Genomic DNA, 24,830 nt, shown 5'->3' with positions numbered 1-24,830 from the left:
CGTCGCCGCCCACCCCGGCCGGCGACAGCGCGCGGATCGCCCAGCTGCGCGGCCATCTGCGCGACCAGGTCCGCCGTCGCAGCATGGCCGCCCGTGCCAGCTTTGACGCGCTGGCCGAGGCGCTGCAGCTGGACCGCATGGCGATGGACGACCATCCCGTGCGCCGCGCGCTGCTGCGGCTGGATTATGCCGCGGCGGATGCGCTGCTGAACCGCCCCCACCCCGACACCGGTCAACCAGGGATATGAACATGGACAACCGCCCCGTCATCCTTGTGATCGACGACGAACCCGCCAACATCGAGATCGTCACCGCCGTGCTGGAGGACGAGTACGAGATCTGCTTTGCCCTGTCCGGCGAACAGGCCGTGCAGGTGGCCCGCGAAAGCAGGCCGGACCTGATCCTGCTGGACGTGGTGATGCCCGGCATGGACGGCTATCAGCTGTGCCGCATCTTCAAGGCCGACCCGCTGCTCAGCGACATTCCGGTGATCTTCGCCACCGCCCTGGGCGATGACGAGGCCGAGTTGCGCGGGTTGGCGGTCGGTGCGATCGACTATGTCACCAAGCCGGTCCGCCCGGCCGCCCTGCAGCGGCGCGTGCGCAACCACGTCCAGATGAAGCGGATGCGCGACCAGTTGACCGAACAGGCGCTGCGCGATCCGCTGACGGGGCTGGCCAACCGGCGCATGCTGGAACGCCGCCTGCAGGCGGAGCTGCACCGGCAGGCGCGCGACGGCGGTCTGATCGCGGTGCTGATGCTGGATATCGATCACTTCAAGGGCTTCAACGACAGCTATGGCCACCCCGAGGGGGACATCTGCCTCAAGGCCGTGTCGCAGGCGCTGGCGCAGTCGATCCGCCGGTCGGGCGACCTGTGCGCGCGCTACGGCGGCGAGGAGTTCGCCTGCATCCTGCCCGGCACCGACCTGGACGGCGCCCTTCACCTGGCCGAGACGATGCGCGCCGGTGTCGAGGCGCTGGCCATCCCGCACCGCGCGTCGCAGGTGGGGCAGGTGGTGACGATCAGCATCGGCGTGGCGTCGGGGCGTTGCGACATGGGCAGCGACAACGCCTTCTGGCTGACCGGGGCCGACCGGATGCTGTATCGCAGCAAGCTGGCCGGGCGGAACCGCGTCAGCGGGCAGGTGATGAGCGCCGATCACCCGCTGCGCGACGCGTCCGCGCTGGACGGGCCGGTCGTCGGGGATGTCAGGGCGGGCTAGGCCCTTCCCGTCGGGCAGGCCGTCAGATTGGCATTGAATGCCGGACGGGCCTGCGGCAGGCTGCATGACATGCAACCCCGCGACACAGCGGGGGCCGATCACCGACAGGAACCTCACATGACATATCCCCTGACCATGCGCGCCATGCTTCTGGCCTCGGCGCTGGCGCTTGCACCCGCGGCCTGGGCCGAGACGCCGGCCGACACCCTGGTCGTGGCCCACACGATCGACGACATCATCAGCCTGGACCCGGCGGTAAGCTTCGAATTCGCGGGCAACGACGTCAACAACAACACCTATGACCGGCTGGTCGATTTCAATCCGCTGGACCCGGACGCGGGCTTCCAGCCCAGCCTTGCGACCGAATGGGCGGTGTCCGAGGACGGCCTGTCCATCACCTTCACGCTGCGCGAGGATGCGACCTTCCATTCCGGCAACCCCGTGCGCGCCGCGGACGCCGCCTGGTCGCTGCAGCGCGCGGTCAAGCTGGACAAGACCCCGGCCTTCATCCTGACCCAGTTCGGCTTTACCGCCGACAACGTCGATCAGATGATCACCGCCGACGGCAACACGCTGACGCTGACGATGGACAAGCCCTATGCGCCGACCTTCGTGCTGAACTGCCTGACCGCCAACATCGCCAGCGTGGTCGACATGAAGACCGTCATGGCCAACGAGGTCGACGGCGACATGGGCAATGCCTGGCTGAACACGAACGAGGCCGGGTCGGGCGCCTATGTGCTGTCGGCCTGGCGTCCGAACGAGGCGGTGCAGCTGACCGCCTATGAGGAATACTGGCAGGGCGCCCCCGAGATGAAGCGCGTGATCGTGCGCAACGTCGCCGAATCCAGCGCGCAACGGCTGCTGCTGGAGCAGGGCGACATCGACGTGGCGCGCAACCTGACGCCGACGGACGTGGAATCCATCGCCGCGGTCGAGGGCGTGACCATCCAGGACGAGCCGCGCGGCCGTATCCTCTACATGGGCCTGAACCAGAAGGACGAACTGCTGTCGAACCCCGCCGTTGTCGAGGCGATGAAGCACCTCGTCGATTACGAGGGCATCACCGGCAGCTTCCTGAAGGGTCAGTTCGTCACCCACCAGACCTTCCTGCCCCAGGGCTATTTGGGCGTGCTGGACGAGCAACCCTGGACCTATGACGTGGAGAAGGCCCGCCAGATCCTGACCGATGCGGGGATCGAGGGCGGCACCATCACCACCCGCGTGCGCGACCTGCGCGAATACGTGGACGTGGCCCAGACCCTGCAGGCGTCGATGGCCCAGGTCGGCCTGACCCTGGAGATCGAGCAGATGACCGGCGCGCAGGTGCTGGACGCCTATCGCGCCCGCGAGGTTCCGATCTTCCTGGGCGAATGGGGGCCGGATTACTCGGACCCGAACACTAATGCCGCGACCTTCGCCTATAACCCCGACAACAGCGACGAGGCGGCGGCCGTGGGCCTGCTGGCCTGGCGCAACGCCTATGAGGTGCCGGCCGAGATGAACGAGGCCACTGTCGCAGCCACCCTGGAGCAGGACGCCGACGCCCGCGCCGCGATGTACCAGGACATCCAGCGCCAGTACCAGGCCGAGGCCCCGATCGTGCCGCTGTTCCAGCGCATCGAACAGGTCGGCCTGCGCGACGGCGTCCAGAACTGGTGGAGCGGCGGCGCCATTTCGTCGGTCATGTATCGTCAGGTGACGAAGAGCGAATAAATGGCCCCGACCGATCCGACCGGCGCCGCGACCGCACCGTCGCGGCGCCGCGCCCTGACCCGCAGGCGCGTGCGCAGCGTGGCGGGGACCGTCCTGTCGCTGGCGCTGACGCTCTTGGGGCTGCTGCTGGTCACCTTCATCATCGGGCGGGTCATGCCGATCGACCCGGTGCTGAAGGTGGTGGGCGACCGCGCCACCCAGGCCCAGTACGACGCCGCCTATGTGGCGATGGGTCTGGATCAGCCGCTGATCGTGCAGTTCCTGTCCTATGTGGGCGACGTGCTGCGCGGCGATTTCGGGCGCTCCATCTCCACCGGGCAGCCGGTGGCACAGGACATCGCCCGCGTCTTTCCCGCGACCTTCGAACTGGCGGCCCTGGGGACATTCATCGGCGTCGTGATCGGCGTGCCCCTGGGCGTGATCGCGGCGGCGCGGCGCGGCGGCGTCATCGACCAGGTTGCCCGCGTCGTAGCGCTGGTTGGCTATTCGATGCCGATCTTCTGGCTGGGACTGATGGGCCTGTTGATCTTCTATGGCATGCTGGGTTGGGTCGGGGGGCCGGGGCGGCAGGGGATCATCTATGACGGGATGGTGCCGAACGTGACCGGCATGATCCTGGTCGACAGCCTGATCGCCGGGGACTGGGCCGCATTCCGCGACGCGTTCTCTCACATCATCCTGCCGGCCAGCCTGCTGGGCTATTATTCGCTGGCCTATATCAGCCGCATGACGCGCAGCTTCATGCTGGAACAGCTGTCGGCGGAATACATCACCACCGCCCGGGTCAAGGGCCTGTCCGAACGCGCCGTCATCTGGGGCCACGCCTTCCGCAACATCGCGATCCCGCTGGTGACGGTCATCGCGCTGTCCTTCGGCTCTCTGCTGGAAGGGTCGGTCCTGACCGAGATCATCTTCACCTGGCCGGGCCTGGGCAGCTATATCACCCGCGGCCTTTTGTCGGGCGACATGAACGCGGTGCTGGGCGGAACGGTGGTCGTGGGCGTGTGCTTCGTCGTGCTGAACCTGTTCAGCGACATCCTGTACCGTTTCCTGGATCCGAGGTCGACATGAGCGCCATGACACGCCGCGATTGGTTGCTGTCCGACGCGCCCCAGACCCGCCGCCAGGCGCGGCTTGGCGCGATCTATCAGGGCTGGCTGACCTTCCGCGCCAACAAGCTGGCGATGGTCGGGCTGATCATCCTGGTGCTGCTGATCGGCATGGCGATCCTGGCACCCTGGATCGCGCCGCAGGACCCCTATGCCCAGAACCTGGCCGACCGGCTGCAGCCGCCGTCGGCCACGCATTGGCTGGGCACCGACGCCTTGGGGCGCGACATCCTCTCGCGGCTGATCCACGGCTCGCGTATCACGCTGTTCATCGTGGGCACGGTCGCGCTGATCGCGCCGGTCATCGGGCTGCTGATCGGCACGGTGGCGGGGTTCGCCGGGGGCTGGGTGGACCAAGTGCTGATGCGGGTGACCGACATTTTCCTGGCCTTCCCCAAGCTGATCCTGGCGCTGGCCTTCGTCGCGGCCCTGGGGCCCAGCATCGGCAACGCGGTGCTGGCGTTGGCGCTGACCGCCTGGCCGCCCTATGCGCGCCTGGCGCGGGCCGAGACGCTGACCATCCGCAACGCCGACTTCATCGCCGCCGCGCGCCTGCAGGGGGCGGGGCGGCTGCGCCTGCTGATCCGCCACATCTGGCCCCTGTGCCTGTCGTCGCTGATCGTGCGGGTGGCGCTGGACATGGCTGGGATCATCCTGTCGGCGGCGGGCCTGGGCTTTCTGGGCCTCGGCGCACAGCCGCCGCTGCCCGAATGGGGTGCGATGATCTCGGGCGGGCGGGGCTATATCCTGGATTTCTGGTGGGTCGCCGCCATGCCGGGCATCGCGATCTTCCTGGTGTCGATGGCCTTCAACCTGCTGGGTGACGGGCTGCGCGACGTGCTGGACCCCAAGGGAGACAAGTCGTGACCGAACCTCTTCTGTCCGTGCGCGACCTGCGCGTCACCTTCCCGACCCGGCAGGGCGAGTTTCAGGCCGTGCGCGGCATCGATTTCGACCTTGGCCGCGAACGCCTTGGCGTCGTGGGCGAAAGCGGGTCGGGCAAGTCCATGACCGGCCGCGCGATCCTGGGCCTGGTGCGTCCGCCCGGCCGGGTCGAGGCCGCCCGGATGGAGCTGGAGGGCCAGTCCATCCTGAACCTGCCCGACCGGCAGATGCGCAGCGTCCGCGGCGGGCGCATCAGCATGGTCATGCAGGACCCCAAGTTCAGCCTGAACCCGGTGATGACCGTGGGCCAGCAGATCATCGAGGCCTATCGCCTGCACGCCCGCGCGCCCCGCGCCGCCGCCCGCGCGAAGGCCCTGGAGATGCTTGAGGCCGTGCAGATCCGCGACCCCGAACGCGTCATGGACAGCTATCCCCACGAGGTGTCGGGCGGCATGGGTCAGCGCATCATGATCGCCATGATGCTGGCCCCCGACCCGCAGATCCTGATCGCGGACGAACCGACCAGCGCGTTGGACGTGTCGGTCCGGACCGAGGTGCTGCACATCATGGACCGGCTGGTCCGCGACCGGGGCATGGGACTGATCTTCATCAGCCACGACCTGAACCTGGTGGCGCAGTTCTGCGACCGCGTGCTGATCATGTATGCCGGCCGCGTGGTCGAGACGCTGCCCGCCCGCGACCTGCACCGGGCGCAGCACCCCTATACCCGCGGGCTTCTGGACAGCCTGCCGCGGCTGGACGCGCCGGTGTCGCGCCTGTCGGTCCTCCAGCGCCAGGACAGCTGGCGCGACCCCGTCGTGAAAGGCCCCTGAGATGCTGAGCGTTGCCGATCTGACCGTTTGGTTCGGGCAGGAGCCCGACCGCGTCACCGCCGTCCACGATGCGGCCTTCGACGTGGCGCAGGGCGAAAGCTTTGGCCTGGTCGGCGAAAGCGGTTCGGGCAAGTCGACCATCCTGCGCGCCATCGCAGGTCTGATCCCCGGCTGGTCCGGCCGGATCGCGGTCGACGGTCAGGCTCAGAAGGGAGAGCGGCGCGACCGGGCGTTCTTTCGCACCGTCCAGATGGTGTTCCAGGACCCCTATGCCAGCCTGCATCCGCGCCATTCCGTCGATGCCGTCCTGGCGGAAACCCTGCGTCTGCAGGGCATGGACCGGATCGACCAGCGCATCGTCAAGCTGCTGGACGACGTGGGTCTGGGCCGGGGGTTCCGCTTCCGCTATCCGCACCAGCTGTCCGGGGGACAGCGTCAGCGCGTGGCGATCGCCCGCGCCTTGGCGGCGGAGCCGCGCCTGTTGCTGCTGGACGAGCCGACCAGCGCGCTGGACGTCAGCGTCCAGGCCGAGATCTTGAACCTGCTGGCCGATCTGCGCGACGAACACGGGCTGACCTATCTGATGGTCAGCCACGACCTGTCGGTGATCGCCCATATGTGCGACCGGCTGGCCGTGATGCAGCGCGGCCGCATCGTCGAGATCCTGCCGGCGTCCCATCTGCGGGCGGGGCAGGGCGCCCAGCCCTATACCACCCACCTGATCGAGGCGTCCGCCGGATACCGCCCGGAGGTTCGCCCATGACCGATGCGCGACAGGATGCGGTCGCCCGCGCCGAAGGCTATTTCGACCAGGGCGGATTCCAGGCCGATCTGGCGGCCCTGGTGGCGCATCCGACCGAAAGCCAGAACCCGACGCAGCGGTCCCATCTGGACCGCTATCTGACCGAGGCGATGATACCGCGCCTGTCCGGTCTGGGTTTCGCCACGCGGGTGCTGGACAACCCCGACCCGCGCGGCGGCCCCCTGCTGATCGCGGAACGGATCGAGGATCCGGCCCTGACCACGGTCCTGACCTATGGTCATGGCGACGTGGTCCGCGCCCAGACCGACCAGTGGCGCGACGGGCTGTCGCCATTTGTCCTGACCGCCGAGGGTGACCGCCTGTATGGCCGTGGCGCGGCCGACAACAAGGGGCAGCACCTGATCAACCTGGCCGCGCTGCAGGCGGTCATCGATACGCGCGGGCATCTGGGCTCCAACATGCGGATCATCTTCGAGATGTCCGAGGAGACCGGATCGCCCGGCCTGGCCCAGGTCTGCCGGGATCATGCCGATGCGCTGGCGGCCGATGTGCTGATCGCGTCCGACGGCCCGCGCCTGCAGTCCGACGTGCCGACGCTGTTCATGGGATCGCGCGCCGCGCTGGCCTTTGACCTGGTGCTGGAGCTGCGGCCGGGGGCGCATCATTCGGGCAACTGGGGCGGTCTTCTGGCCGATCCGGCGATGATCCTTGCCCATGCGCTGGCCACGATCTGCGACGGGCGCGGCCAGATCCAGGTCCCGGAATGGCGCCCCGACAGCCTAACGCCCGCGCTGCGAGACGCCCTGCGCGACCTGCCGGTGATCGAGGCGGGCGGCCCCCAGGTCGATGCCGACTGGGGAGAGGTCGGGCTGACACCCACCGAACGCGCCTTTGGGTGGAACAGTTTTGCGGTGCTGGCGATGACCGCCGGTGTGCCCGACGCACCCGTGAACGCCATCGCGGGCCGCGCGCGGGCGACCTGCCAGCTGCGCTATGTCGTGGGGACCGATCCGGACGACATCCTGCCGGCGCTGCGTCGCCACCTGGACCGCCACGGCCATCACGCGGTGCGCATCGTGCCGCGGGACGGCGATCCCGCCCATGCCACGCGGCTGATGCCCGACCATGACTGGGTGCGCCGGGTCGCGGGGTCGGTCCGGCGGACGACCGGGCAGGACCCGCATCTGCTGCCGAACCTGGCCGGATCGCTGCCCAACGAATGTTTTGCGGAAATCCTGGGCCTGCCGACGATCTGGGTGCCCCATTCCTATCGCGGCTGCTGTCAGCACGCGCCCGACGAACATGCGTTGCAAAGCCTGTCGCGACAGGCGCTGGCGATCATGGCGGGGCTGTGGTGGGATCTGGGGACGCCCGCGGATGGCACTTGACCGCAGGGGTGACAGATCGGCCGGGCGTCTGAACTCTTTAAACCAACCACCAAGGACGCCCGGCCGATAAGCCTCTTTTGTCTGAAGTCTGCGGCGGCGTCATCCTGTCCTTATGGACAGGAGAAGATGCACCGATTGGTGCGGTAAGGGTCTGAGCTAAAACGGAAAATGGCGACCCCGGCAGGATTCGAACCTGCAACCTATTGATTAGAAGTCAATTGCTCTATCCAGTTGAGCTACGGGGCCCGCGGGCTGGCCTTTCTTAGCGGCAGGCGCATCGGCAATCCAGACATAATCGCCCCGGCAAGCACGAACTTGTGCGCAGGGCCATCCCATGACGATGGAACGGCGCCCGCTGGGCCGGTGTTGATGTGCCACACCACCTGAAGGAGGTCGACATGGACCACGCAAATCACACGCGACTGACCCACGACGAACTGACCGAGGCCGTTCTGGACGGCGCCACCGTCTATGGCCCGGGCGACGAAACCGTCGGCAGCGTGTCGCACACGCACGGCATGGGAGCATCGGCCAAGGTCGTTCTGGACGTCGGCGGGTTCCTGGGCATCGGCGCCAAGCCGGTCATGGTTCCGGCGACCGACCTGGACTTCATGCGCGACGAAAGCGGCACCGTGCATGCCCGGACCAACTGGACCAAGGATGATCTGAAGGCTCTGCCCACGCACGAGCACTGAATGATCGACAGGAAGACGACGGCGCGCATCGCAAGATGCGCGCCGTTTGCATTACAACATCAGCGTCATGAAGACCGAATGCGGGTCGGCGCGATAGCTGCCAAAGGGCGGGCACTCCGTGAACCCCTCGCGGGCGTAGAGGCCGCGCGCCGCGACAAATCCCGGCTGCACGCCGGTTTCCAGCGACAGCTTGGCATAGCCCGCGTTCCGCGCGTGACCCAGCATGTGCCGCAGCAGCATCCGCGAGACACCCCGCCCGCGCTGTTCGGACAGCACGTGCATGGATTTAAGCTCTCCCTCGGATGCGCCCAGATCCTTGATGGCGCCCATGGCGACAGGTTGGCCCGCGTCGCGCACCACGAAAAAAGCGATGGCGGGGTTCTCCAATGCCTCCTTGGGCATCATGTGAATCGATCCCGGCGGGGTATCGGCATGCATCTCGGCGGTGTGGCGTTGGAACAGCAGGTCCAGGTCGGGCCCAAGCGGGCTTTCCAGGTCGATCGTCAGCGTCATGTCGGGGTCCTGTCGCCACATGGTCACGGCGGGGCACTATCCCGCCGTGACGCGCGCGTCAAAGGCTTAGCCGCGCGGGGCGGTCGCCTGGTCCAGCACCGGCACAAGCCGGGCCATCGTGCCGTCGACATCGCGCAGCTTGTCCAGACCGAACAGCCCGATGCGGAAGGTCGAGAAGTCGGCCCCCTCATCCACGGCCAACGGCACGCCCGCCGCGATCTGGGTGCCGAGGGCGGCAAAGGCCTTGCCAGACTTGACCTCGGGGTCGTCGGTATAGCTGACCACGACGCCCGGCGCCTGGAACCCCTCGGCCGCCACCGAGCGGATGCCGCGCGCGGACAGTTCGTCGCGGACCGCCCGGCCAAGGCGCCATTGCGCGTCGCGCGCGGCGGCGAACCCCATCGCGCGGGTCTCCTCCATCGCGTCGCGCAGGCCCAGCAGCGCGTCGGTGGGCATGGTCGCGTGATAGGCATGGCCGCCATCCAGATAGGCCTGCATGATCGCGCGCCATTTCTTCAGATCCAGCGCAAAGCTGTCGCTGTCGGTGGTGGCCAGTCGTTCGGCGGCGCGATCGGACAACATGACAAGGCCTGCGGCGGGTGACGTCGACCAGCCCTTTTGCGGGGCCGAGATCAGCACGTCGACGCCCGTGGCCCGCATGTCGACCCAGATCGCACCCGACGCGATGCAGTCCAGCACCATCAGGGCACCCACCTCATGCGCGGCATCGGCCAGCGCGGTGATATAGTCGTCGGGCAGGATCAGCCCGGCCGAGGTCTCCACATGCGGGGCAAAGACCGCGTCGGGGCGCGTCTCGCGGATGCGGGCCACGACCTCGTCGATGGGCGGGGGCGCATAGGCGGGCTGGGGCGCGTTCCCTTGCGGGCGGGCCTTGACCACGGTCACCTCGCGCGCGAATGCGCCCGCGTCGAAGATCTGGCTCCAGCGATAGCTGAACCAGCCGTTCCTGACGATCAGCGCATGCGCGTCGCGCCCGAACTGGCGCGCGACCGATTCCATCGCATAGCTGCCGCCGCCCGGTACGATCGCCACCTGGGCCGCGCCATAGACCTCGCACAGACCCGCCGACAGGTCGCGCATGACCTGCTGAAAGCGTTTCGACATATGGTTCAGTGACCGGTCGGTGAACACGACCGAGAATTCGTCAAGGCCGTCCGGGTCGATCTCGGGGCGCTGATGGGGCATGGGTGCATCCTTTCCGTTGCGCGCAGCCTAGCGCTTGTGCGTCCGCGCGGCCAGACCGCCAAAAGGCGCAAACGCCCCCCCTTGCGGCCCCCCCTGCGGGGCGACTAGGCTTCGGACACAAGCAACATCAAGGTTTTTCATGCGGATCGGCATCCTTCAATGCGGCCAGTCGCCGGCGCAGCTGAAGCGGGATTTGGGCGACTATCCGGACATGTTCGTGCGCCTGCTGGCCGGGCGCGGATTCGACTTCACCACCTGGCATGTCGAGGGGATGGAGTTTCCACAGGACATCCACGATGCCGACGGCTGGCTGCTGACCGGTTCGCGCCACGGGGCCTATGAGGATCACGCCTTCATCCCGCCGCTGGAGGATTTCATCCGCCGCGTCCACGATGCGGGCGTGCCGATGGTCGGCATCTGCTTTGGTCATCAGATCATCGCGCAGGCCCTGGGCGGCACCGTGGTCAAGCATCCCGGCGGTTGGGCCGTGGGCGCGCAGGATTACGATTTCGGCGGCCAGCCCGTCACGCTGAACGCCTGGCACCAGGATCAGGTCGTGGCCCTGCCGCCCGGCGCGCAGGTCGCGGGCCGGAACGCGTTCTGCGAAAATGCCGCGCTGATCTATGGCGACCGGGCCTTCACCGTGCAGGCACATCCGGAATTCGGCGACGATTTCATCCAAGGCCTGATGGACACCCGCGCCAAGGGTGTCGTGCCGGACGACCTGCTGGCCGGGGCTGCGGCCCGCATGGGGCAGGCCGATGGCGCGTCCCTGCTGGCCGACCGGATCGAGGCCTTCTTCAAGCAACCCCGCGCCCTGGCGCAAGCCGACAAAGGTGCCGCATGAGCGACTGGACCGAGAAACTGCCCCAGGCCGCGCGCGACTTCATGTCCGGGCGCCGCCTGGACGAGGTCGAATGCATCGTGGCCGACATGGCGGGCGTCGCCCGTGGCAAGGCCATGCCCGCGTCGAAATTCGCGCGGCAGAACCAGTTCTATCTGCCCAATTCGATCTTCCTGCAGACGATCACCGGGGAATGGGCCGACAACCCGTCGGGCGCCTTCACCGAACCGGACATGGTGATGGTGCCGGATTATTCCACCGCCACCGCCGCGCCCTGGACCGCCGACTGGACCATCCAGGTCATCCATGACGCGACCGACCAGCAGGGCAACCCCATGCCCATCGCGCCGCGCAATGTGCTGAAACGCGTGGTGCAGCTGTACCGTGACAAGGGCTGGAACCCGGTCGTGGCGCCCGAGATGGAGTTCTTCCTCGTCGCGCGCAACATCGACCCGAACCAGCCGATCATCCCGCCCATGGGCCGGACGGGCAGGCGGGCTGCGGCGAAACAGGCCTATTCCATGTCTGCGGTGGACGAATACGGCAAGGTCATCGACGACATCTATGACTTTGCCGAGGCGCAGGGTTTCGAGATCGACGGCATCCTGCAGGAGGGCGGCGCGGGCCAGGTCGAGATCAACCTGAACCATGGCGATCCGGTGGCCCTGGCCGACGAGATCTTCTACTTCAAGCGGCTGATCCGCGAGGCCGCGCTGCGCCACGACTGCTTTGCCACCTTCATGGCCAAGCCCATTGAGGGCGAGCCGGGCAGCGCCATGCACATCCATCATTCGATCACGGATATCGAGACGGGCCGGAACATCTTTTCCGACGACAAGGGCCGCGAGACGCCGGCCTTCCTGCATTTCATCGCCGGCATGCAGAAGCACCTGCCCGCGGCCATCGCGCTGCTGGCACCCTATGTGAACAGCTATCGCCGCTATGTCCCGGACTTCGCGGCGCCGATCAACCTGGAATGGGGGCGCGACAACCGTACCACGGGCCTGCGCGTGCCGATCTCGGGGCCGGAGGCGCGGCGGCTGGAGAATCGGCTGGCGGGCATGGACTGCAACCCCTATCTGGGGATCGCGGCCAGCCTGGCCTGTGGCTATCTGGGCCTTCTGGAGGCCGAGAACCCGCGCGCCGAATGCCTGGGCGACGCCTACATGTCCGAGGACGAGCTGCCCTACAACCTCGGCGACGCGCTGGACCTGATGTCGGAGAGCGCGCCCATGCGCGGCGTTCTGGGCGAGGATTTCTGCGCCGTCTACGAATCGGTCAAGCGCAATGAATACAAGGAGTTCCTGCAGGTCATCAGCCCGTGGGAACGCGAACATCTGCTGCTGAACGTATGAACCTGCTGCACCTGAACGACGGGCTAGGGGCCTATCCGCCCAGCCTCTATGCCGACCAGTGCGGGCCGCAGCCCGACCTGCCGCCCCTGCGGGGCGAGGCGCGGGCGGATGTTGCGGTGATCGGGGCGGGCTATACCGGCCTGTCGGCCGCGCTGCATCTGGCACGGCGGGGCCTGTCGGTCCGGGTGCTGGAGGCGCAGCGCGTGGGCTTTGGCGCGTCGGGTCGCAACGGCGGACAGATCGGGTCCGGCCAGCGGCAGGAGGTCGACTGGCTGGAGGCGCAGCTGGGCCGCGACACGGCCCGCCGCCTGTGGGACCTGGCCGAGGAGGCCAAGGCCGCCGTCCGCAGCATCGCCGCCGAAGCGGGCGTGCGGGTCCGCGACGGCATCGCACATGCCTGCCGTACCGCGTCCGAGGTCGATCACGCCCGCCACATGGCCGACCATCTGGCACGGCATTACGGCTACGACCGGGTCACGCCCCTGGATCGCGACGGGCTGGCGGCGGCCTTGGGCAGCACTGCCTATGTCGGCGGCGATCTGGACCGCGGCGCGGGGCATGTGCAGCCGCTGGCGCTGGCCCTGGGGATGGCGCGGCTGGCGCAGGATGCGGGCGTCGTGATCCATGAGCGCGCGCAGGTCACTGGCCTGACCCATGGTGCGCCCAGCATCATCCGCACCGATCAGGGCGTGCTGCGGGCCGATCACGTCATCCTGGCCTGCAACGGCTATCTGGGCGATCTGGACCGGGCAGTCGCCGCGCGGGTCATGCCCATCAACAACTATATCGTCGCGACCCCGCCGCTGGATGATCACCCCGAGATCCTGCCGGACCGCATCGCGGTGGCGGACACGAAGTTCGTCGTGAACTACTGGCGCGTCGACGACGACCGGCGGCTGGTCTTCGGCGGTGGAGAGACGGTCACCTACCGCTTTCCGCGCGACATTGCGGCGGTGGTCCGCCCGCATCTGCTGTCAGTCTATCCGCAGCTGCAGGACGTGCCCCTGACCCATGCCTGGGGCGGGACGCTGGCCATCACCATGAACCGCATGCCCTGCTTCACCCGGCCCGCGCCGAACTGCCTGTCGGCCAGCGGCTATTCCGGGCATGGCGTGGCGATGGCCACGCTGGCGGGGCAGTTGATGGCCGAGGCCGTGGCGGGCCAGGCCGAACGGTTCGACGCCATGGCCGCCGTTCCCACCCGGCCCTTTCCGGGCGGTGCGGCCCTGCGCAAGCCGCTGCTGGTGGCGGGGATGGCGTGGTTCGGGCTGCGCGACCGGTTAGGGTTCTAGGCCGATCCGGGCCAGCACATGCTGACGGATTTCGGCCGATTCGCGGTCGGTCATGCCCAGAAGGCTGGAGACTAGGCGGATCAGGCTGTCCTCATCCGCGCCGCGGCTGTTGTCGGCATAGGCGACCTCCCACAGCGCGGCCAGAACGGCACGACGATCCTCCAGCGCGATGCGGTCCTTGATCTGGCGGGTGAAGCGGACGGTGTCGCTGGCCTCCGCCTCCAGCGCCTCGGCCTGGGAGCGGCGGGCGGCGGCCTCGGCCGCAGTCAGGCCGCGGCGGGACAGGACCTGCTCGATGCGGTCGCGTTCGGCCTGATCGTAATGATCGTCGGCCCGCGCCACGCGCACCAGCAGCGCGGCGATGGCCAGCTCGGCATCGTCGCGGTCGATCGGCGCGGCGGTATCGCCCATCAGGCGTGTCAGTAGGTCCATGAACATGGCCGAAGGATGCCCCTGCAGACGGCCGCGGTCTAGCCGGGCCAGCCCTCGACGATGATCACATCTGCGGCAGAGACCGGCTCGCGCAGCGCCTTGGCCGCCTGATAGCCGGGACTGTCGTAACAGGCCTGCGCCGCCTCCAGCGACGGGAACTCGATCACGACGCTGCGGGGGCGGGCCTGGCCCTCGACCACCTGCTGCGGCCCGCCGCGCACCAGAAAGCGCGCGCCGTATCCGGCAAAGGGGGCGGCATTGGCCCGGCGATAGGCATCATAGGCGTCGGGGTCGTCGATCGTCACATGGGCGATCCAATAAGCCTTGGTCATGTGTCCTCCGGAATGCGGGTGCGGCCTTGGGCCACGGGAACGGCACGGCCGGACACGCAGACCTGCGCCAGCGCGCCGCCCTTGACGGCGATGCGCAGGCCCAGCAGGGACGGGCGCCCCATCTCGACCCCCTGGCGCAGGGACAGGCGCGTCTCTCCCTCGGGCAGGACGCCTGCGGCCAGCAGGGGCGCGGCAAGGGTCGCGGTGGCCGATCCGGTGGCGGGGTCCTCGGGGACGCCGCTGCCGGGGGCGAACATGCGCGCGCGGAACCCCGCGCCGTCGGGGGCATAGGCATAGACCTTGCCGACCTTGGCCGTCAGCGCCTCGAACGCGGCCCCCGCGGGGCGGGCATCGGACAAGGCCTGCGCGTCGCGCAGTGGCACGAAGATGAAGGCCGGACCCGCATGGGCCACGACCGGCCGATGGTTGCCAAAGCCGATCCGGTCCGCGCCAAGGCCCAGGCCCGCAGCGGCCAGGTCGGTCGCGACCGCATCGCCCAACTGCGGCAGCACGGGGGCCGCGAATTCGGCCAAGCCGTCGCGGATGGTCACCGGGACCGGCCCGGCCTCCTCCTCCAGCACCAGATCGCCGTCGCCCGCCGACAGGTGCAGCGCGCAGCCAATGGTGGGGTGACCCGCGAAGGGGATCTCCGCCAGCGGCAGGAAAATGCGGACGCGGGCGCGGTGCGCGGGATCGCGCGGCGCCATGACGAAGATCGTCTCGGACAGGTTGAACTGGCGGGCGATGGTCTGCATCTGCCGCGTGCTCAGCGCATCGGCCCCCATGACCACGGCCAGCGGATTGCCCGCAAAGGGCCGGTCGGTGAAGACGTCATAGACATGATATTCCAGCATCATCGCCCCGGTTCAGTATTTTTGCGGAACATACAGCTCGCGGGGGACGGCGTCGCGCTCATAATCGGGGTTGAAGACGCGATCGGGCAGGGTGATCTGTTCATGGTCCACGTCGCCATAGGGAATCAGGCCCAGCAGGTGGTCGATGCAGTTCAGCCGTGCGCGCTTCTTGTCATTGCCGGGCACGATGTACCAGGGCGCCTCGGGGATGTTCGTGCGTTCGAACATGTCCTCCTTGGCCTTGGTATAGGCCTCCCACCGGACGCGGGACTGCAGGTCCATGGGCGACAGCTTCCACTGCTTGAGGGGGTCGTGGATGCGCATCTGGAACCGCATCTGCTGCTCCTCGTCCGTGATCGAGAACCAGTACTTGACCAGCCGGATGCCCGACCGGACCAGCATGCGTTCGAATTCGGGCACGTCCTGGAAGAACTGTTCGACCTGATCCTCGGTGGCAAAGCCCATGACGCGTTCGACGCCCGCACGGTTGTACCAGCTGCGGTCGAACAGCACGATCTCTCCGCCCGCCGGCAGGTGGGGGACATAGCGCTGGAAATACCATTGCGTCTTCTCCCGGTCGGACGGGGCGGGCAGGGCGACGACGCGGGCCACGCGCGGGTTCAGCCGCTGCGTGATGCGCTTGATGGCGCCGCCCTTGCCGGCGCTGTCGCGCCCCTCGAATAGGACCACGACGCGTTCGTTGTTGTGGCTGACCCAGTCCTGAAGGCGGATCAGTTCGGATTGAAGGCGCAGCAGTTCGCGGAAATACAGCTTGCGGTCCATCTGGTCGGGATGGTGGCTGCGATAGATGCGCCGGATTTCGGCCGACAGGGCGGCGTCCTCCATCTCCAGCTCGATATCTTCGTCCAGGGTCTCCTGCAGCTCTGCCTGCAGCCAGTCCTTGTAGTCGTTCATCTGCGTCTCCGATGGCTTTGCTGCGGTCTAGGGACGGAATGTGACGATAGGGTGTCAGCGCATGAACTGGCGCGCGCAATCGGGCGTGACCGCCAGCACCAGACTGCCGTCGCGCAGCCCGTCAACCGTGCCGCACCAGGCGCCCTGCACAGTGAACAGGCTTTTCGTGCCCCGCGCCGGGCGATAGGCGATGCGCCGGCCCTGGGTGTCGAACAGGTTCAGCACCCCGACCGCGTTCGGCGCGTAATAGCCCACCACCGACCCGTCCGAGGTGAAGATCACTCTCCCCTCGTTCACGCGGTCGCTGGGGCGGTTGCCCGGTGCGGTCGGCGCGTTCGCGGTATTTCCGGCCGAGTTCCAGGCCGCATGGGGCGCATTGCCCGGCCGAGCGGGGCTGTTGGCGGGGTTCCCGGGCCCCAGGTCGAACGGCAGCTGCGTGCGGTCCAGCACCATCAGCGGCGCGTCGGCCAAGGCCGCGGGGGGGGCGGCCAGCATCGTCAGGAACAGGGAAAGTCGCATCATCGGGGGCATCCTTTTCGCAGGCCCATCATGGCCAAACCCCGCGCCCTGCGCCAGAGGTTGCGCGGCCCGCCCCTGCGGCCTAAGGCGTGACGGGCGGCACCCTGCGCCGCCAGCCGCGAAAGGGCAGACCATGGCCGATGACGACTATGTCTATGACGAGGCCACGGGCGAATGGCGCCCCGCCGCCGAGGTCGCGGCCGAGGCCGCCGCCGCAGGCATCGTGCGCGACAGCGCGGGCACGCCGCTGGCCGACGGCGACCAGGTGGTCGTCATCAAGGACCTGAAGGTCAAGGGCAGCAGCACCGTGATCAAGCAGGGCACCGTGATCCGCGGCATCCGCCTGACCGACGACCCGGCAGAGGTCGACTGTCGCCACGACGGCATCAGGGGCCTGGTCCTGCGCACGGAATTCCTGCGCAAGCGCTAGCGGGTCATGGCCTGCCCGGCGCGGGCGAACTCGTCCCGGCTGCCGGGAATGCCAAGCCGCAGCCAGCGGTCCGAATAGGGAAAGCGCCGGGTCCAGACATGTGCGCGGGCCAGCGTGTCCTGGGCCGCCTGCGCGTCCGGCGTCTCGTACAGACGGAACAGGTGCGTCCCGCCCAAGGGCCGCCAGCCCGCGCGCGCGGCCAGCCGGTCAAGGTTCAGCGCGGCTTCGGCGTGATAGGTCACGGTGTCGTCGGCCCAGGCCCGGTCGGCCATGGCGGCGGTCGCGATCTCCAGTGCGGGGCCGCTGACGGACCAGGGGCCCGCGGCCTCGCGCAGCGGCGACAGCAGGGCCGGGTCCGCCAGCGCAAAGCCAAGCCGCAGCCCGGCCAGACCCCAGAACTTGCCAAAGCTGCGCAGCACCACCGCATTGACGGGCAGGGACCGGGCCAGCGACAGGTCGGGGCGCGCATCTGCGAAACTTTCGTCTACGACCAACAGGCCGACCCGCCGTGCCAGCGCGGCCAGGACCAGGGGCGACCATTCCCGCCCGTCGGGGTTGTTGGGGTTCACGACGACGGCCAGGTCGGCGCCATCCATCCTGTCCAGGTCGGGGGCGGGGGTGACACGCCAGCCCGCGGCGGTCAGGCTGGCCGCATGTTCGTTGTAGCTGGGCGTCAGCACCGCCGCGTGGCCCGCGGGCCGCAGGCGCGGCACCAACTGGATCGCGGCCGTGGCCCCCGCCATCGGCAGGACATGGTCGTCCGCGCAGCCGAACCATTCTGCGGCGACCCGGATCAGCGCCCGTTCCGCCCTGGCCATCGGCAACGCGCGAAAGGCCGTGTCCGACAGGGGCTGGACCGACCAGGGCCTGCGGTTGATGCCGGTCGACAGGTCGATCCAGTCGCCCGTGCCGAAACGTGCCTGCGCCGCATCCAGATTGCCGCCGTGATCGCGTGCCATGCCGCCCCCTTGGTCCTGTCCGCCCCTGCTAGGACACCACCGCCGCGGGGGCAATTCGGACTTTACACCAGTGGTAAAGCCGACCACGATATGTTGTAAGCGCCATGGCCGCCGACCCCCGGTGTTGTGTGGCCACCCAAGGACCACCACGGCGCAAGACCGCAGCCACAGGCAGACCATGACGCAGATCGATTCCTCCATGCGCATCGACGACATCCACCCGATCGACATCGTCGAGGCCGTGGCCACGCATCACGCCTGGGAGTTCGACCGCCTGGCCGAGGATCAGATCGTCATGGATGTGGACGGCCAGTGGCGCCGCTATGCGCTGACCCTGGCATGGTCGCCCCGCGACGCGGTCCTGCGGCTGATCTGCAGCTTCGACATGGACCCGCCGGCGGACCGCATGCCGGCCATCTATCAGACGATCAACCTGGCCAACGACCGGGTCTGGGACGGGGCCTTCACCTTCTGCGCGCCGCAGCGGCAGATGGTCTGGCGGTACGGGCTGGTGCTGGCGGGGGACGCGATCGCGCTGCCGGAACAGGTGGACCGGATGATCGGCACCGCCCTGGCCGCGTGCGAGCGGTTCTATCCTTCGTTCCAGTTGGCCGGATGGGGCGGCACATCGCCCGCCGCGGCGCTGGAGATTGCCTTGGGCGAAACCTACGGACGGGCCTGACATGAACGATTTCGACGACATCAACGCGCGCGGACTGGTCCTGGTCGGATGCGGCCGCATGGGCGGGGCGATGCTGCAGGGGTGGCTGGCGCGCGGGCTGGACGCGGGCGCGGTCACGGTCATCGACCCGAACCTGGCACCCGAATGGCAGGACCGCGGGTTGCGCGTGAATGCGGACCTGCCGGCTGATCCGGCCGTGGTCGTGCTGGCGGTCAAGCCGCAGATGATGGGCGGCGCGCTGTCTGCCATGCCGGACCTGTCGGGCAGCCTGGTGATATCGGTCGCGGCAGGCACGACCATCGCGACCTTCGAGGCGGCCTTTCCCGGCGCCCCCGTGATCCGGGTGATGCCCAACACGCCCGCGGCCATCGGTCAGGGCATTTCCGCGATGATCGGCAATGGTGCCGCAACGCCTGCGCATCTGGACCTGGCCGAGGCGCTGATGCGCGCCGTGGGCCGCGTCGTCCGGCTGGAGCATGAGGGCCAGATGGACGCCGTCACCGGCCTGTCGGGCAGCGGCCCGGCCTATGTGTTCCACCTGATCGAGGCGATGGCCGCCGCGGGCGCGGCGCAGGGCCTTTCGCCCGCGCTGTCGCTGGAACTGGCGCGCATGACCGTGGCCGGCGCAGGTGCGCTGGCTGTCCATGCGGACGAGGACCCGGCCGTGCTGCGTCGCAACGTGACCTCGCCCAACGGGACGACTGCTGCGGGGCTGGCGGTGCTGATGGACGAGGGTGCGGGCCTCACGCCGCTGATGATCCGCACCGTGGCGGCCGCGACCGAACGCGGGCGGGAGCTGGGTCGCGGATGATCACCTTTGACGATTTCCTGAAGGTCGACATCCGCGTCGGCACCATCACCCGCGCCGAACCCTTCCCCGAGGCGCGCAAGCCCGCGTTCAAGCTGTGGCTGGACCTGGGCGATCTGGGAGAGCGCAAGTCCTCGGCCCAGATCACCCGTCATTACGACCCCCAGACGCTGGTCGGTACGCAGGTGCTGTGCGTCGTGAACTTTCCGCCCCGCCAGATCGGCCCCGTCATGTCCGAGGTGCTGGTCCTGGGCGTGCCCGACCCCGACAATGAGGTCGTGCTGATCCGCCCCGACCTGACCGTCCCCAACGGAGGCCGCCTCTATTGAAGGTTCTTGTCACCCGCCCGATGACCGACCGCGCCACCGCCGCCATCCGCGCGGCCTGCGATGCGACATTCCGTGACAACACGCCCCTGACCGTCGATCAGGCGGGCCAGGCGATGCGCGATTATGACGCGATCATCCCGACGATTGGCGATGCGTTCGGGGCCGAGGCCTTCCAGGGCGATCTGCGCTGCAGGCTGCTGGCCAATTTCGGCGCGGGGTTCAACCATATCGACATCGTCGCGGCCCGCGCCGCCGGTGTGGCGGTCACGAACACGCCCGACGTGGTGACGGACGCCACCGCCGACATTGCGCTGACGCTGATGCTGATGGTGCTGCGCCGCGCATCCGAGGGCGAACGCCTGCTGCGCGCGGGCGGCTGGACCGGGTGGAACCCCACGCAGCTGCTGGGCGCGGAGATGTCGGGTCGCACCGTGGGCATCGTCGGTATGGGCCGGATCGGCCAGGCCATCGCGCGGCGCGCGCATCTGGGCTTTGGGATGGAGGTGGTGTTCTTCAACCGCTCGACCGTCGCGGGGCTGGACTTTCCGGCCCGCCAGATCGGTGATCTGCGCGCCATGCTGGCGGCCTGCGACGTGGCGGTTATCGCCGTGCCGGGGGGTGCTGCCACGCGCGGCCTGATCGGCGCGGCCGAACTGGAGGCCCTGGGCCCCCAAAGCGTGCTGGTCAACATCGCCCGCGGCGACGTGGTGGACGAGGACGCCTTGATCGCAGCCTTGGTGGACGGCCGCATCGCGGGCGCAGGCCTGGACGTCTATGCGCAAGAGCCGCATGTGCCCCAGGCCCTGCTGGATGCCCCCAATGCCACGCTGCTGCCGCATCTGGGAACGGCCACCGACGACACGCGCACCCGCATGGGCCTGCGCGCGCTGGCGAACCTGCAGGCCCATATCGACGGCGGCGTTCCGCCGGACCTTGTCCGCTAGGAACCTGCCACGGCTGCGGGCGTTATTCCGGCATATGAACGTCTGAAAAGGAGGCGGAAATGAACTGGGATATCATCGAAGGCAAATGGAAGCAGCTGAAAGGCGCGACCAAGGTCAAATGGAGCGAACTGACCGACGACGAGCTGGATCAGATCGACGGCAACAAGGACAAGCTGGCCGGCAAGCTGCAGGAAAAATACGGTTGGACCAAGGACGAGGCTGACCGCGAGATCGACGATTACTATCGCGACAAGTGATCGCCCTGCCGCAACCGCCAGTAAGGGGCGTCCCATCCGGGGCGCCCCTTTCCACATCCGCTTGATCGTTTGTCCGCGGTAGGGCACCACGGGGGCGAACCGACCGGAGCGTCGCATGTATTACGCCTATTCCATCGAGAACGGTCGCCTGGTGCGCCTTGCCGCAGAACGCGATGTCGCGGACGCGGCATGGATTGACCTGATCCAGCCGAACGACGCCGAGATCGCGCAGCTGCGCGTGCTTGGCGTGCCTGTTCCCAGCCTGGCCGAGATGGAGGAGATCGAGCTGTCCAACCGCCTCTATCGCGAGGACGGGCTGGACTACATGACCGCGATGCTGCCGGGAGAGCGCGCCGGGGGTGACCGGATCTCGATGCCGGTGACGTTCATCCTGTCGACGGACCGGCTGGTGACGGTGCGCCACCATTCGCCGCGGCCGTTCCTGACCTATCCCGAACGCGCCGAACGCTCGACCCTGGGCTGCGGCACGCCCGACCGCCTGTTCCTAGGCCTTGTCGAGGAGATCATCGCCCGGCTGGCCGACATCCTGGAAGGGGCGGGCCGCACGCTGGACCAGACCACCGCCGCGGTGTTCGAACGCCGCGCGGTCGCCGCGGCCTCGGACAGGCTGCAGGCCGCACTGCAAGATGTCGGACGCGAGGCCGAGACGATGGCGCGCGTCCGCCTGGCCCTGCTGACGGTCGAGCGGATGCAGGCGTTCTATACCGCCACGCTGGAGGACCGCCCCGAGGAGGGCCGCCTGCGCGCCGCCACCCGTGCCCAGATGCGCGACATCCAGGCGCTGGAGGTGCATGCCGATTTTCTGGGCGGGCGGGTCAGCCTGGCGGTGGACACCACGCTTGGCCTGATCAACCTGCAACAGAACAACACGGTCCGCATCCTGTCGGTCGTCGCGGCGTTGTTCCTGCCGCCGACGCTGATCGCCAGCGTCTATGGGATGAACTTCACGAACATGCCAGAACTGGACGAACCCTGGGGCTATGCCTTCGCCCTGATCCTGATGGGCGGGACGACCCTGGGGACGTGGCTGTTCCTGCGTTGGAAGGGCTGGATCTAAAGATCGTCCAGCAGGTCTAGCATCTCGGGGGGCATCTGGCCCTCGGAGAGGGTGATGGCGTGCGGGCCGGTCGCGTCCGTCACGGTGATCGCATAGCGCATCCGATCCGGGCAGCCGGGACAGGGGGTGGCCGCCATGTCGGCCAACGCCTTGGGGTGGAAGGCCGCGCACAGTTCCTGCGCCCGGGGTTCGGGTTGGGCATCGGTGTCGATGCGGCGCGAGGTGGCGGCAGTGATGCCGCCAAAGCCGCCATGGCTGCGGATCTCTATGATCATGCGGTCCTCCGGTCCGCGGATCATAGGATCAGACCGCGATTCCCACAAGTTTCCAAGCGCGCCGCAACAGCACCGCCTGTTGGCTGCCCGCGCCCGCCAGTGCCGCCGCGCTGCGCAGGGTCTGGTCGGCAAAGTCGGAAAAGCTGGCCATCGGGTTGTTCAGGTCCTGCAGCGTCCGGTACCAGATGCGGCCCGGCAGCTCCCACGCGTTGCCGCCCAGATAGCTGCAGAACAGGTAGAAGGCGTGGTTCGGAATGCCCGAATTGATGTGCACGCCGCCATTGTCGTCGGTCGTGGTGTTGAACTGATCCATGTGCCAGGGCTGGGGGTCGGTGCCCAGCAGGTCGTCGGCATAGGCCGTGCCCGGTGCCTTCATGCTGCGCAGCGCCACGCCGTTGATGCCCGCGCCCAGGATGCCGCGCCCGATCAGCCAGTCGGCCTGATGAGCGGTCTGGCCCAGCACGCGCTGTTCGGCCAGCGCGCCGAAGACGTCGGCCACATGTTCGTTCAGCGCACCGGACTGGTTCTCGTAGATCAGCCCGCCGGAATGCTGGATGACACCATGGGTCATCTCATGCGCGATGACCGACAGCTGCAGGAAGGTCCGGAAGATCTTGCCGTCGCCCGTGCCATAGGCCATCTGCTGCCCGTCCCAGAAGGCGTTGTTGTAGTTGCGGCGGTGCTGGACCGTCGCCACCAGCGGCATGCCGCGTCCGTCCAGCGAATTGCGGCCGTATTCCTCGGCGAACATCGCGAAGACCTGGCCGGCGCTGTCATAGGCCAGGTCGGCATCCGCGATGCCGGACGGCGCGTCGCCTTCGGCCCGGACCAGGCGGCCGGGAAGGGCGGCGCGGAATTCGCCGTCATGGATGCGGCGGTCGGGGCAGCACAGCTCGGGATCGGGGGCGATGCCCTGCAGCGCGGGCGGCAGGCTGGCCCAGGCCGCGCGCTCCTCGCGCAGCTGTTCGTCATGGCGCAGCAGCGTGCGCGCCATGTCCGCCGTCGCGGGGTCACCCCGCAGCGCCAGCACCCGCAGCATATAGGGCGGCACGATGCAGGCGATGGGATTGTGGTGAGAGCAGCCGAACGACAGGCACATGGGGCGACCTTTCCGCGTTGGTTCACCCCAAGGTAGCACGGAACGCCCGACCCGCAAGGGTCGGATGTTCACGTTTCATTCTAGTCAGTCCATGCGCTTGCCGCTGACCTTGTCAAACAGGTGCAGCCCGCCGGGGCGATAGGACAGGCGCATGTGATCGGACAGGGGGGCATCGGACGGCAGGGTGATGGTGATGCGGGCATCGCCGGTCTTGCCGTGGACCAGCCGCTGCGCGCCCAGTTCCTCGACCGCCAGCACCGACATCTCGATCGGGCCGTCGGCGGTGACGCTCAGATCCTCGGGGCGGATGCCCACATGGCCCGCATGCCCGGTTCCGGGCAGGTGCGGGACGGCGCTGGCCTCGATCAGGTTCATGGCCGGACTGCCGATGAAGCTGGCGACGAAGGCCGATGCCGGGCGGCGATAGACCTCCAGCGGCGTGCCGATCTGTTCGATCTGCCCGCCGTTCAGCACCACCAGCCGGTCGGCCAGCGTCATCGCCTCCAGCTGGTCATGAGTCACATAGATCGAGGTCGTGCGCAGGCGCTTCTGCAGCTCCTTGATCTCAAGGCGCATGGCGACGCGCAGTTTCGCGTCCAGGTTCGACAGCGGCTCGTCAAAGAGGAACGCGGCCGGTTCGCGCACGATGGCGCGGCCCATGGCGACGCGCTGACGCTGGCCGCCCGACAGGGCGCGCGGCTTGCGGTCCAGGAACGGGCCGATCTGCAGGATGTCCGAGGCGATGCCCACGCGCCGCTCGATCTCGGCCTTGGGGGTGCCGCGGTTCTTCAGGCCGTATGCCAGGTTCTGTCGCACCGACATGTGTGGGTACAGGGCATAGTTCTGGAACACCATGGCGATGTCGCGATCGGCGGGCTCGATCTCGTTGACCACGCGGTCGCCGATGCGGACCTCGCCCTCGGTGATGCTCTCCAGCCCCGCGACCATGCGCAGCAGCGTGGATTTTCCGCAGCCCGACGGGCCGACCAGGACCAGGAATTCGCCATCCGCGATGTCGATATTGACGCCGCCCACGGCGCGGGCGCCGCCGGCATAGACCTTGCCGACATTGTTGAGGGTGATGGATGCCATC

At 68.3% G+C, this 24,830-nt stretch carries 30 protein-coding genes and 1 tRNA gene; 19 read left to right on the top strand and 12 right to left on the bottom strand.

Features of this window, described 5'->3' with window-relative positions; all coding sequences use genetic code 11:
- From FHD68_RS18885 to FHD68_RS03425, 8 genes are all read left to right on the top strand, one after another.
- Positions 1 to 248 (top strand): hypothetical protein (locus FHD68_RS18885; protein WP_167550354.1); only part of this gene is annotated, 248 nt, incomplete at its 5' end.
- A 2-nt stretch (positions 249 to 250) separates the two neighbouring features.
- Positions 251 to 1,225 (top strand): diguanylate cyclase, encoded by a 975-nt coding sequence (locus FHD68_RS03455; protein WP_205963151.1) that lies wholly within the window; start codon positions 251 to 253, stop codon positions 1,223 to 1,225.
- A 117-nt stretch (positions 1,226 to 1,342) separates the two neighbouring features.
- Positions 1,343 to 2,941 carry an ABC transporter substrate-binding protein gene (locus FHD68_RS03450; protein WP_244297748.1) on the top strand — a complete coding sequence of 533 codons (1,599 nt, stop codon included), beginning with the start codon at positions 1,343 to 1,345 and terminating at the stop codon, positions 2,939 to 2,941.
- Positions 2,942 to 4,012 (top strand): ABC transporter permease, encoded by a 1,071-nt coding sequence (locus FHD68_RS03445; protein WP_127898949.1) that lies wholly within the window; start codon positions 2,942 to 2,944, stop codon positions 4,010 to 4,012.
- Complete coding sequence (nikC, locus tag FHD68_RS03440) at positions 4,009 to 4,917, top strand: nickel transporter permease (protein WP_127898948.1); 909 nt, start codon at positions 4,009 to 4,011, stop codon at positions 4,915 to 4,917. The genes FHD68_RS03445 and nikC overlap by 4 nt, the downstream gene beginning before the upstream one ends.
- A complete protein-coding gene (locus tag FHD68_RS03435; protein WP_046001011.1) occupies positions 4,914 to 5,768 on the top strand; it encodes an ABC transporter ATP-binding protein in 855 nt (284 codons plus the stop codon). Before nikC ends, FHD68_RS03435 begins: the two co-directional genes overlap by 4 nt.
- A 1-nt stretch (position 5,769) precedes the next feature.
- Positions 5,770 to 6,531: an ABC transporter ATP-binding protein gene (locus FHD68_RS03430; RefSeq protein WP_127898947.1), complete on the top strand. Its 762-nt coding sequence runs from the start codon at positions 5,770 to 5,772 to the stop codon at positions 6,529 to 6,531.
- The gene (locus tag FHD68_RS03425; protein WP_127898946.1) at positions 6,528 to 7,919 is read left to right on the top strand and encodes a M20 family metallopeptidase; all 1,392 of its coding nucleotides are present in this window, start codon (positions 6,528 to 6,530) and stop codon (positions 7,917 to 7,919) included. The genes FHD68_RS03430 and FHD68_RS03425 overlap by 4 nt, the downstream gene beginning before the upstream one ends.
- Positions 7,920 to 8,088: 169 nt before the next feature.
- Here the strand turns inward: FHD68_RS03425 and FHD68_RS03420 are convergent.
- Positions 8,089 to 8,165 (bottom strand) — tRNA-Arg (locus FHD68_RS03420).
- Positions 8,166 to 8,317: 152 nt separating this feature from the next.
- On the opposite strand from FHD68_RS03420, the gene FHD68_RS03415 reads away from it, so the two are divergent.
- On the top strand, positions 8,318 to 8,614 hold the full coding sequence (locus FHD68_RS03415; RefSeq protein WP_045981641.1) for a hypothetical protein: 297 nt from the start codon (positions 8,318 to 8,320) through the stop codon (positions 8,612 to 8,614).
- Positions 8,615 to 8,665: 51 nt separating this feature from the next.
- Here FHD68_RS03415 and FHD68_RS03410 read toward each other — a convergent pair whose 3' ends face one another.
- Together FHD68_RS03410 and FHD68_RS03405 are read right to left on the bottom strand one after the other, a co-directional pair.
- Positions 8,666 to 9,127: a GNAT family N-acetyltransferase gene (locus FHD68_RS03410; protein ID WP_046001007.1), complete on the bottom strand. Its 462-nt coding sequence runs from the start codon at positions 9,125 to 9,127 to the stop codon at positions 8,666 to 8,668.
- A 66-nt stretch (positions 9,128 to 9,193) separates the two neighbouring features.
- Complete coding sequence (locus FHD68_RS03405) at positions 9,194 to 10,333, bottom strand: aminotransferase class V-fold PLP-dependent enzyme (RefSeq protein WP_127898945.1); 1,140 nt, start codon at positions 10,331 to 10,333, stop codon at positions 9,194 to 9,196.
- Between the two features lie 139 nt (positions 10,334 to 10,472).
- Between FHD68_RS03405 and FHD68_RS03400 the strand changes: the two genes are divergently transcribed.
- Genes FHD68_RS03400 through FHD68_RS03390 form a run of 3 tightly spaced genes read left to right on the top strand, consistent with a single transcriptional unit; the run spans position 10,473 to position 13,824 of the window.
- Positions 10,473 to 11,180 (top strand): type 1 glutamine amidotransferase, encoded by a 708-nt coding sequence (locus FHD68_RS03400; RefSeq protein ID WP_045981638.1) that lies wholly within the window; start codon positions 10,473 to 10,475, stop codon positions 11,178 to 11,180.
- Complete coding sequence (locus FHD68_RS03395) at positions 11,177 to 12,532, top strand: glutamine synthetase family protein (RefSeq protein WP_127898944.1); 1,356 nt, start codon at positions 11,177 to 11,179, stop codon at positions 12,530 to 12,532. The genes FHD68_RS03400 and FHD68_RS03395 overlap by 4 nt, the downstream gene beginning before the upstream one ends.
- Complete coding sequence (locus tag FHD68_RS03390; protein ID WP_127898943.1) at positions 12,529 to 13,824, top strand: NAD(P)/FAD-dependent oxidoreductase; 1,296 nt, start codon at positions 12,529 to 12,531, stop codon at positions 13,822 to 13,824. The genes FHD68_RS03395 and FHD68_RS03390 overlap by 4 nt, the downstream gene beginning before the upstream one ends.
- Here FHD68_RS03390 and FHD68_RS03385 read toward each other — a convergent pair.
- From FHD68_RS03385 to FHD68_RS03365, 5 genes are read right to left on the bottom strand one after another with little or no spacing between them, the layout of a single operon-like run.
- Positions 13,813 to 14,262: a tellurite resistance TerB family protein gene (locus tag FHD68_RS03385; protein ID WP_139085164.1), complete on the bottom strand. Its 450-nt coding sequence runs from the start codon at positions 14,260 to 14,262 to the stop codon at positions 13,813 to 13,815. The genes FHD68_RS03390 and FHD68_RS03385 overlap by 12 nt on opposite strands.
- Before the next feature lie 32 nt (positions 14,263 to 14,294).
- Positions 14,295 to 14,588: a DUF1330 domain-containing protein gene (locus tag FHD68_RS03380; protein WP_127898942.1), complete on the bottom strand. Its 294-nt coding sequence runs from the start codon at positions 14,586 to 14,588 to the stop codon at positions 14,295 to 14,297.
- Positions 14,585 to 15,442, bottom strand: coding sequence for a PhzF family phenazine biosynthesis protein (locus FHD68_RS03375; protein WP_127899409.1), 858 nt, complete (start codon positions 15,440 to 15,442; stop codon positions 14,585 to 14,587). The genes FHD68_RS03380 and FHD68_RS03375 overlap by 4 nt, the downstream gene beginning before the upstream one ends.
- 12 nt (positions 15,443 to 15,454) lie before the next feature.
- Entirely contained in the window at positions 15,455 to 16,357 is a 903-nt protein-coding gene (ppk2, locus tag FHD68_RS03370; protein WP_045981633.1) for a polyphosphate kinase 2, read from the bottom strand.
- Between the two features lie 54 nt (positions 16,358 to 16,411).
- Positions 16,412 to 16,879 (bottom strand): hypothetical protein, encoded by a 468-nt coding sequence (locus tag FHD68_RS03365; protein ID WP_205963150.1) that lies wholly within the window; start codon positions 16,877 to 16,879, stop codon positions 16,412 to 16,414.
- A gap of 130 nt (positions 16,880 to 17,009) precedes the next feature.
- On the opposite strand from FHD68_RS03365, the gene FHD68_RS03360 reads away from it, so the two are divergent.
- Positions 17,010 to 17,306 (top strand): alkylphosphonate utilization protein, encoded by a 297-nt coding sequence (locus tag FHD68_RS03360; protein ID WP_045981632.1) that lies wholly within the window; start codon positions 17,010 to 17,012, stop codon positions 17,304 to 17,306.
- On the opposite strand, the gene cobD is transcribed toward FHD68_RS03360, so the two are convergent.
- On the bottom strand, positions 17,303 to 18,265 hold the full coding sequence (cobD, locus tag FHD68_RS03355; RefSeq protein ID WP_127898941.1) for a threonine-phosphate decarboxylase CobD: 963 nt from the start codon (positions 18,263 to 18,265) through the stop codon (positions 17,303 to 17,305). The genes FHD68_RS03360 and cobD overlap by 4 nt on opposite strands.
- A 178-nt stretch (positions 18,266 to 18,443) precedes the next feature.
- On the opposite strand from cobD, the gene FHD68_RS03350 reads away from it, so the two are divergent.
- The 6 genes from FHD68_RS03350 (at position 18,444) to FHD68_RS03325 (ending at position 22,363) form a co-directional block, all read left to right on the top strand.
- Positions 18,444 to 18,947, top strand: coding sequence for a type III secretion system chaperone family protein (locus tag FHD68_RS03350; protein WP_046000997.1), 504 nt, complete (start codon positions 18,444 to 18,446; stop codon positions 18,945 to 18,947).
- A gap of 1 nt (position 18,948) precedes the next feature.
- Positions 18,949 to 19,758, top strand: a complete 810-nt coding sequence (gene proC / locus FHD68_RS03345) for a pyrroline-5-carboxylate reductase (protein ID WP_127898940.1) — start codon at positions 18,949 to 18,951, stop codon at positions 19,756 to 19,758.
- Positions 19,755 to 20,084 (top strand): tRNA-binding protein, encoded by a 330-nt coding sequence (locus FHD68_RS03340; RefSeq protein WP_127898939.1) that lies wholly within the window; start codon positions 19,755 to 19,757, stop codon positions 20,082 to 20,084. Before proC ends, FHD68_RS03340 begins: the two co-directional genes overlap by 4 nt.
- Positions 20,081 to 21,028 (top strand): 2-hydroxyacid dehydrogenase, encoded by a 948-nt coding sequence (locus FHD68_RS03335; RefSeq protein ID WP_139085161.1) that lies wholly within the window; start codon positions 20,081 to 20,083, stop codon positions 21,026 to 21,028. Before FHD68_RS03340 ends, FHD68_RS03335 begins: the two co-directional genes overlap by 4 nt.
- Positions 21,029 to 21,087: 59 nt before the next feature.
- A complete protein-coding gene (locus tag FHD68_RS03330) occupies positions 21,088 to 21,285 on the top strand; it encodes a CsbD family protein (protein WP_139085158.1) in 198 nt (65 codons plus the stop codon).
- Between the two features lie 115 nt (positions 21,286 to 21,400).
- Entirely contained in the window at positions 21,401 to 22,363 is a 963-nt protein-coding gene (locus FHD68_RS03325) for a magnesium transporter CorA family protein (protein WP_045981625.1), read from the top strand.
- Here FHD68_RS03325 and FHD68_RS03320 read toward each other — a convergent pair.
- The 3 genes from FHD68_RS03320 to FHD68_RS03310 all read right to left on the bottom strand — a co-directional run bounded on the left by FHD68_RS03320 (position 22,360) and on the right by FHD68_RS03310 (position 24,829).
- Complete coding sequence (locus FHD68_RS03320; RefSeq protein WP_045981624.1) at positions 22,360 to 22,638, bottom strand: protealysin inhibitor emfourin; 279 nt, start codon at positions 22,636 to 22,638, stop codon at positions 22,360 to 22,362. The genes FHD68_RS03325 and FHD68_RS03320 overlap by 4 nt on opposite strands.
- 28 nt (positions 22,639 to 22,666) lie before the next feature.
- Complete coding sequence (locus FHD68_RS03315) at positions 22,667 to 23,737, bottom strand: M4 family metallopeptidase (protein ID WP_127898936.1); 1,071 nt, start codon at positions 23,735 to 23,737, stop codon at positions 22,667 to 22,669.
- An 84-nt stretch (positions 23,738 to 23,821) separates the two neighbouring features.
- The gene (locus FHD68_RS03310) at positions 23,822 to 24,829 is read right to left on the bottom strand and encodes a sn-glycerol-3-phosphate import ATP-binding protein UgpC (protein ID WP_045981622.1); all 1,008 of its coding nucleotides are present in this window, start codon (positions 24,827 to 24,829) and stop codon (positions 23,822 to 23,824) included.
- Position 24,830: the final 1 nt, after the last annotated feature.

The sequence above is a fragment of the Paracoccus marcusii genome, from assembly GCF_006151785.1.
Lineage (GTDB): Bacteria > Pseudomonadota > Alphaproteobacteria > Rhodobacterales > Rhodobacteraceae > Paracoccus > Paracoccus marcusii.
This window is presented reverse-complemented; position numbering and strand designations above follow the sequence as displayed.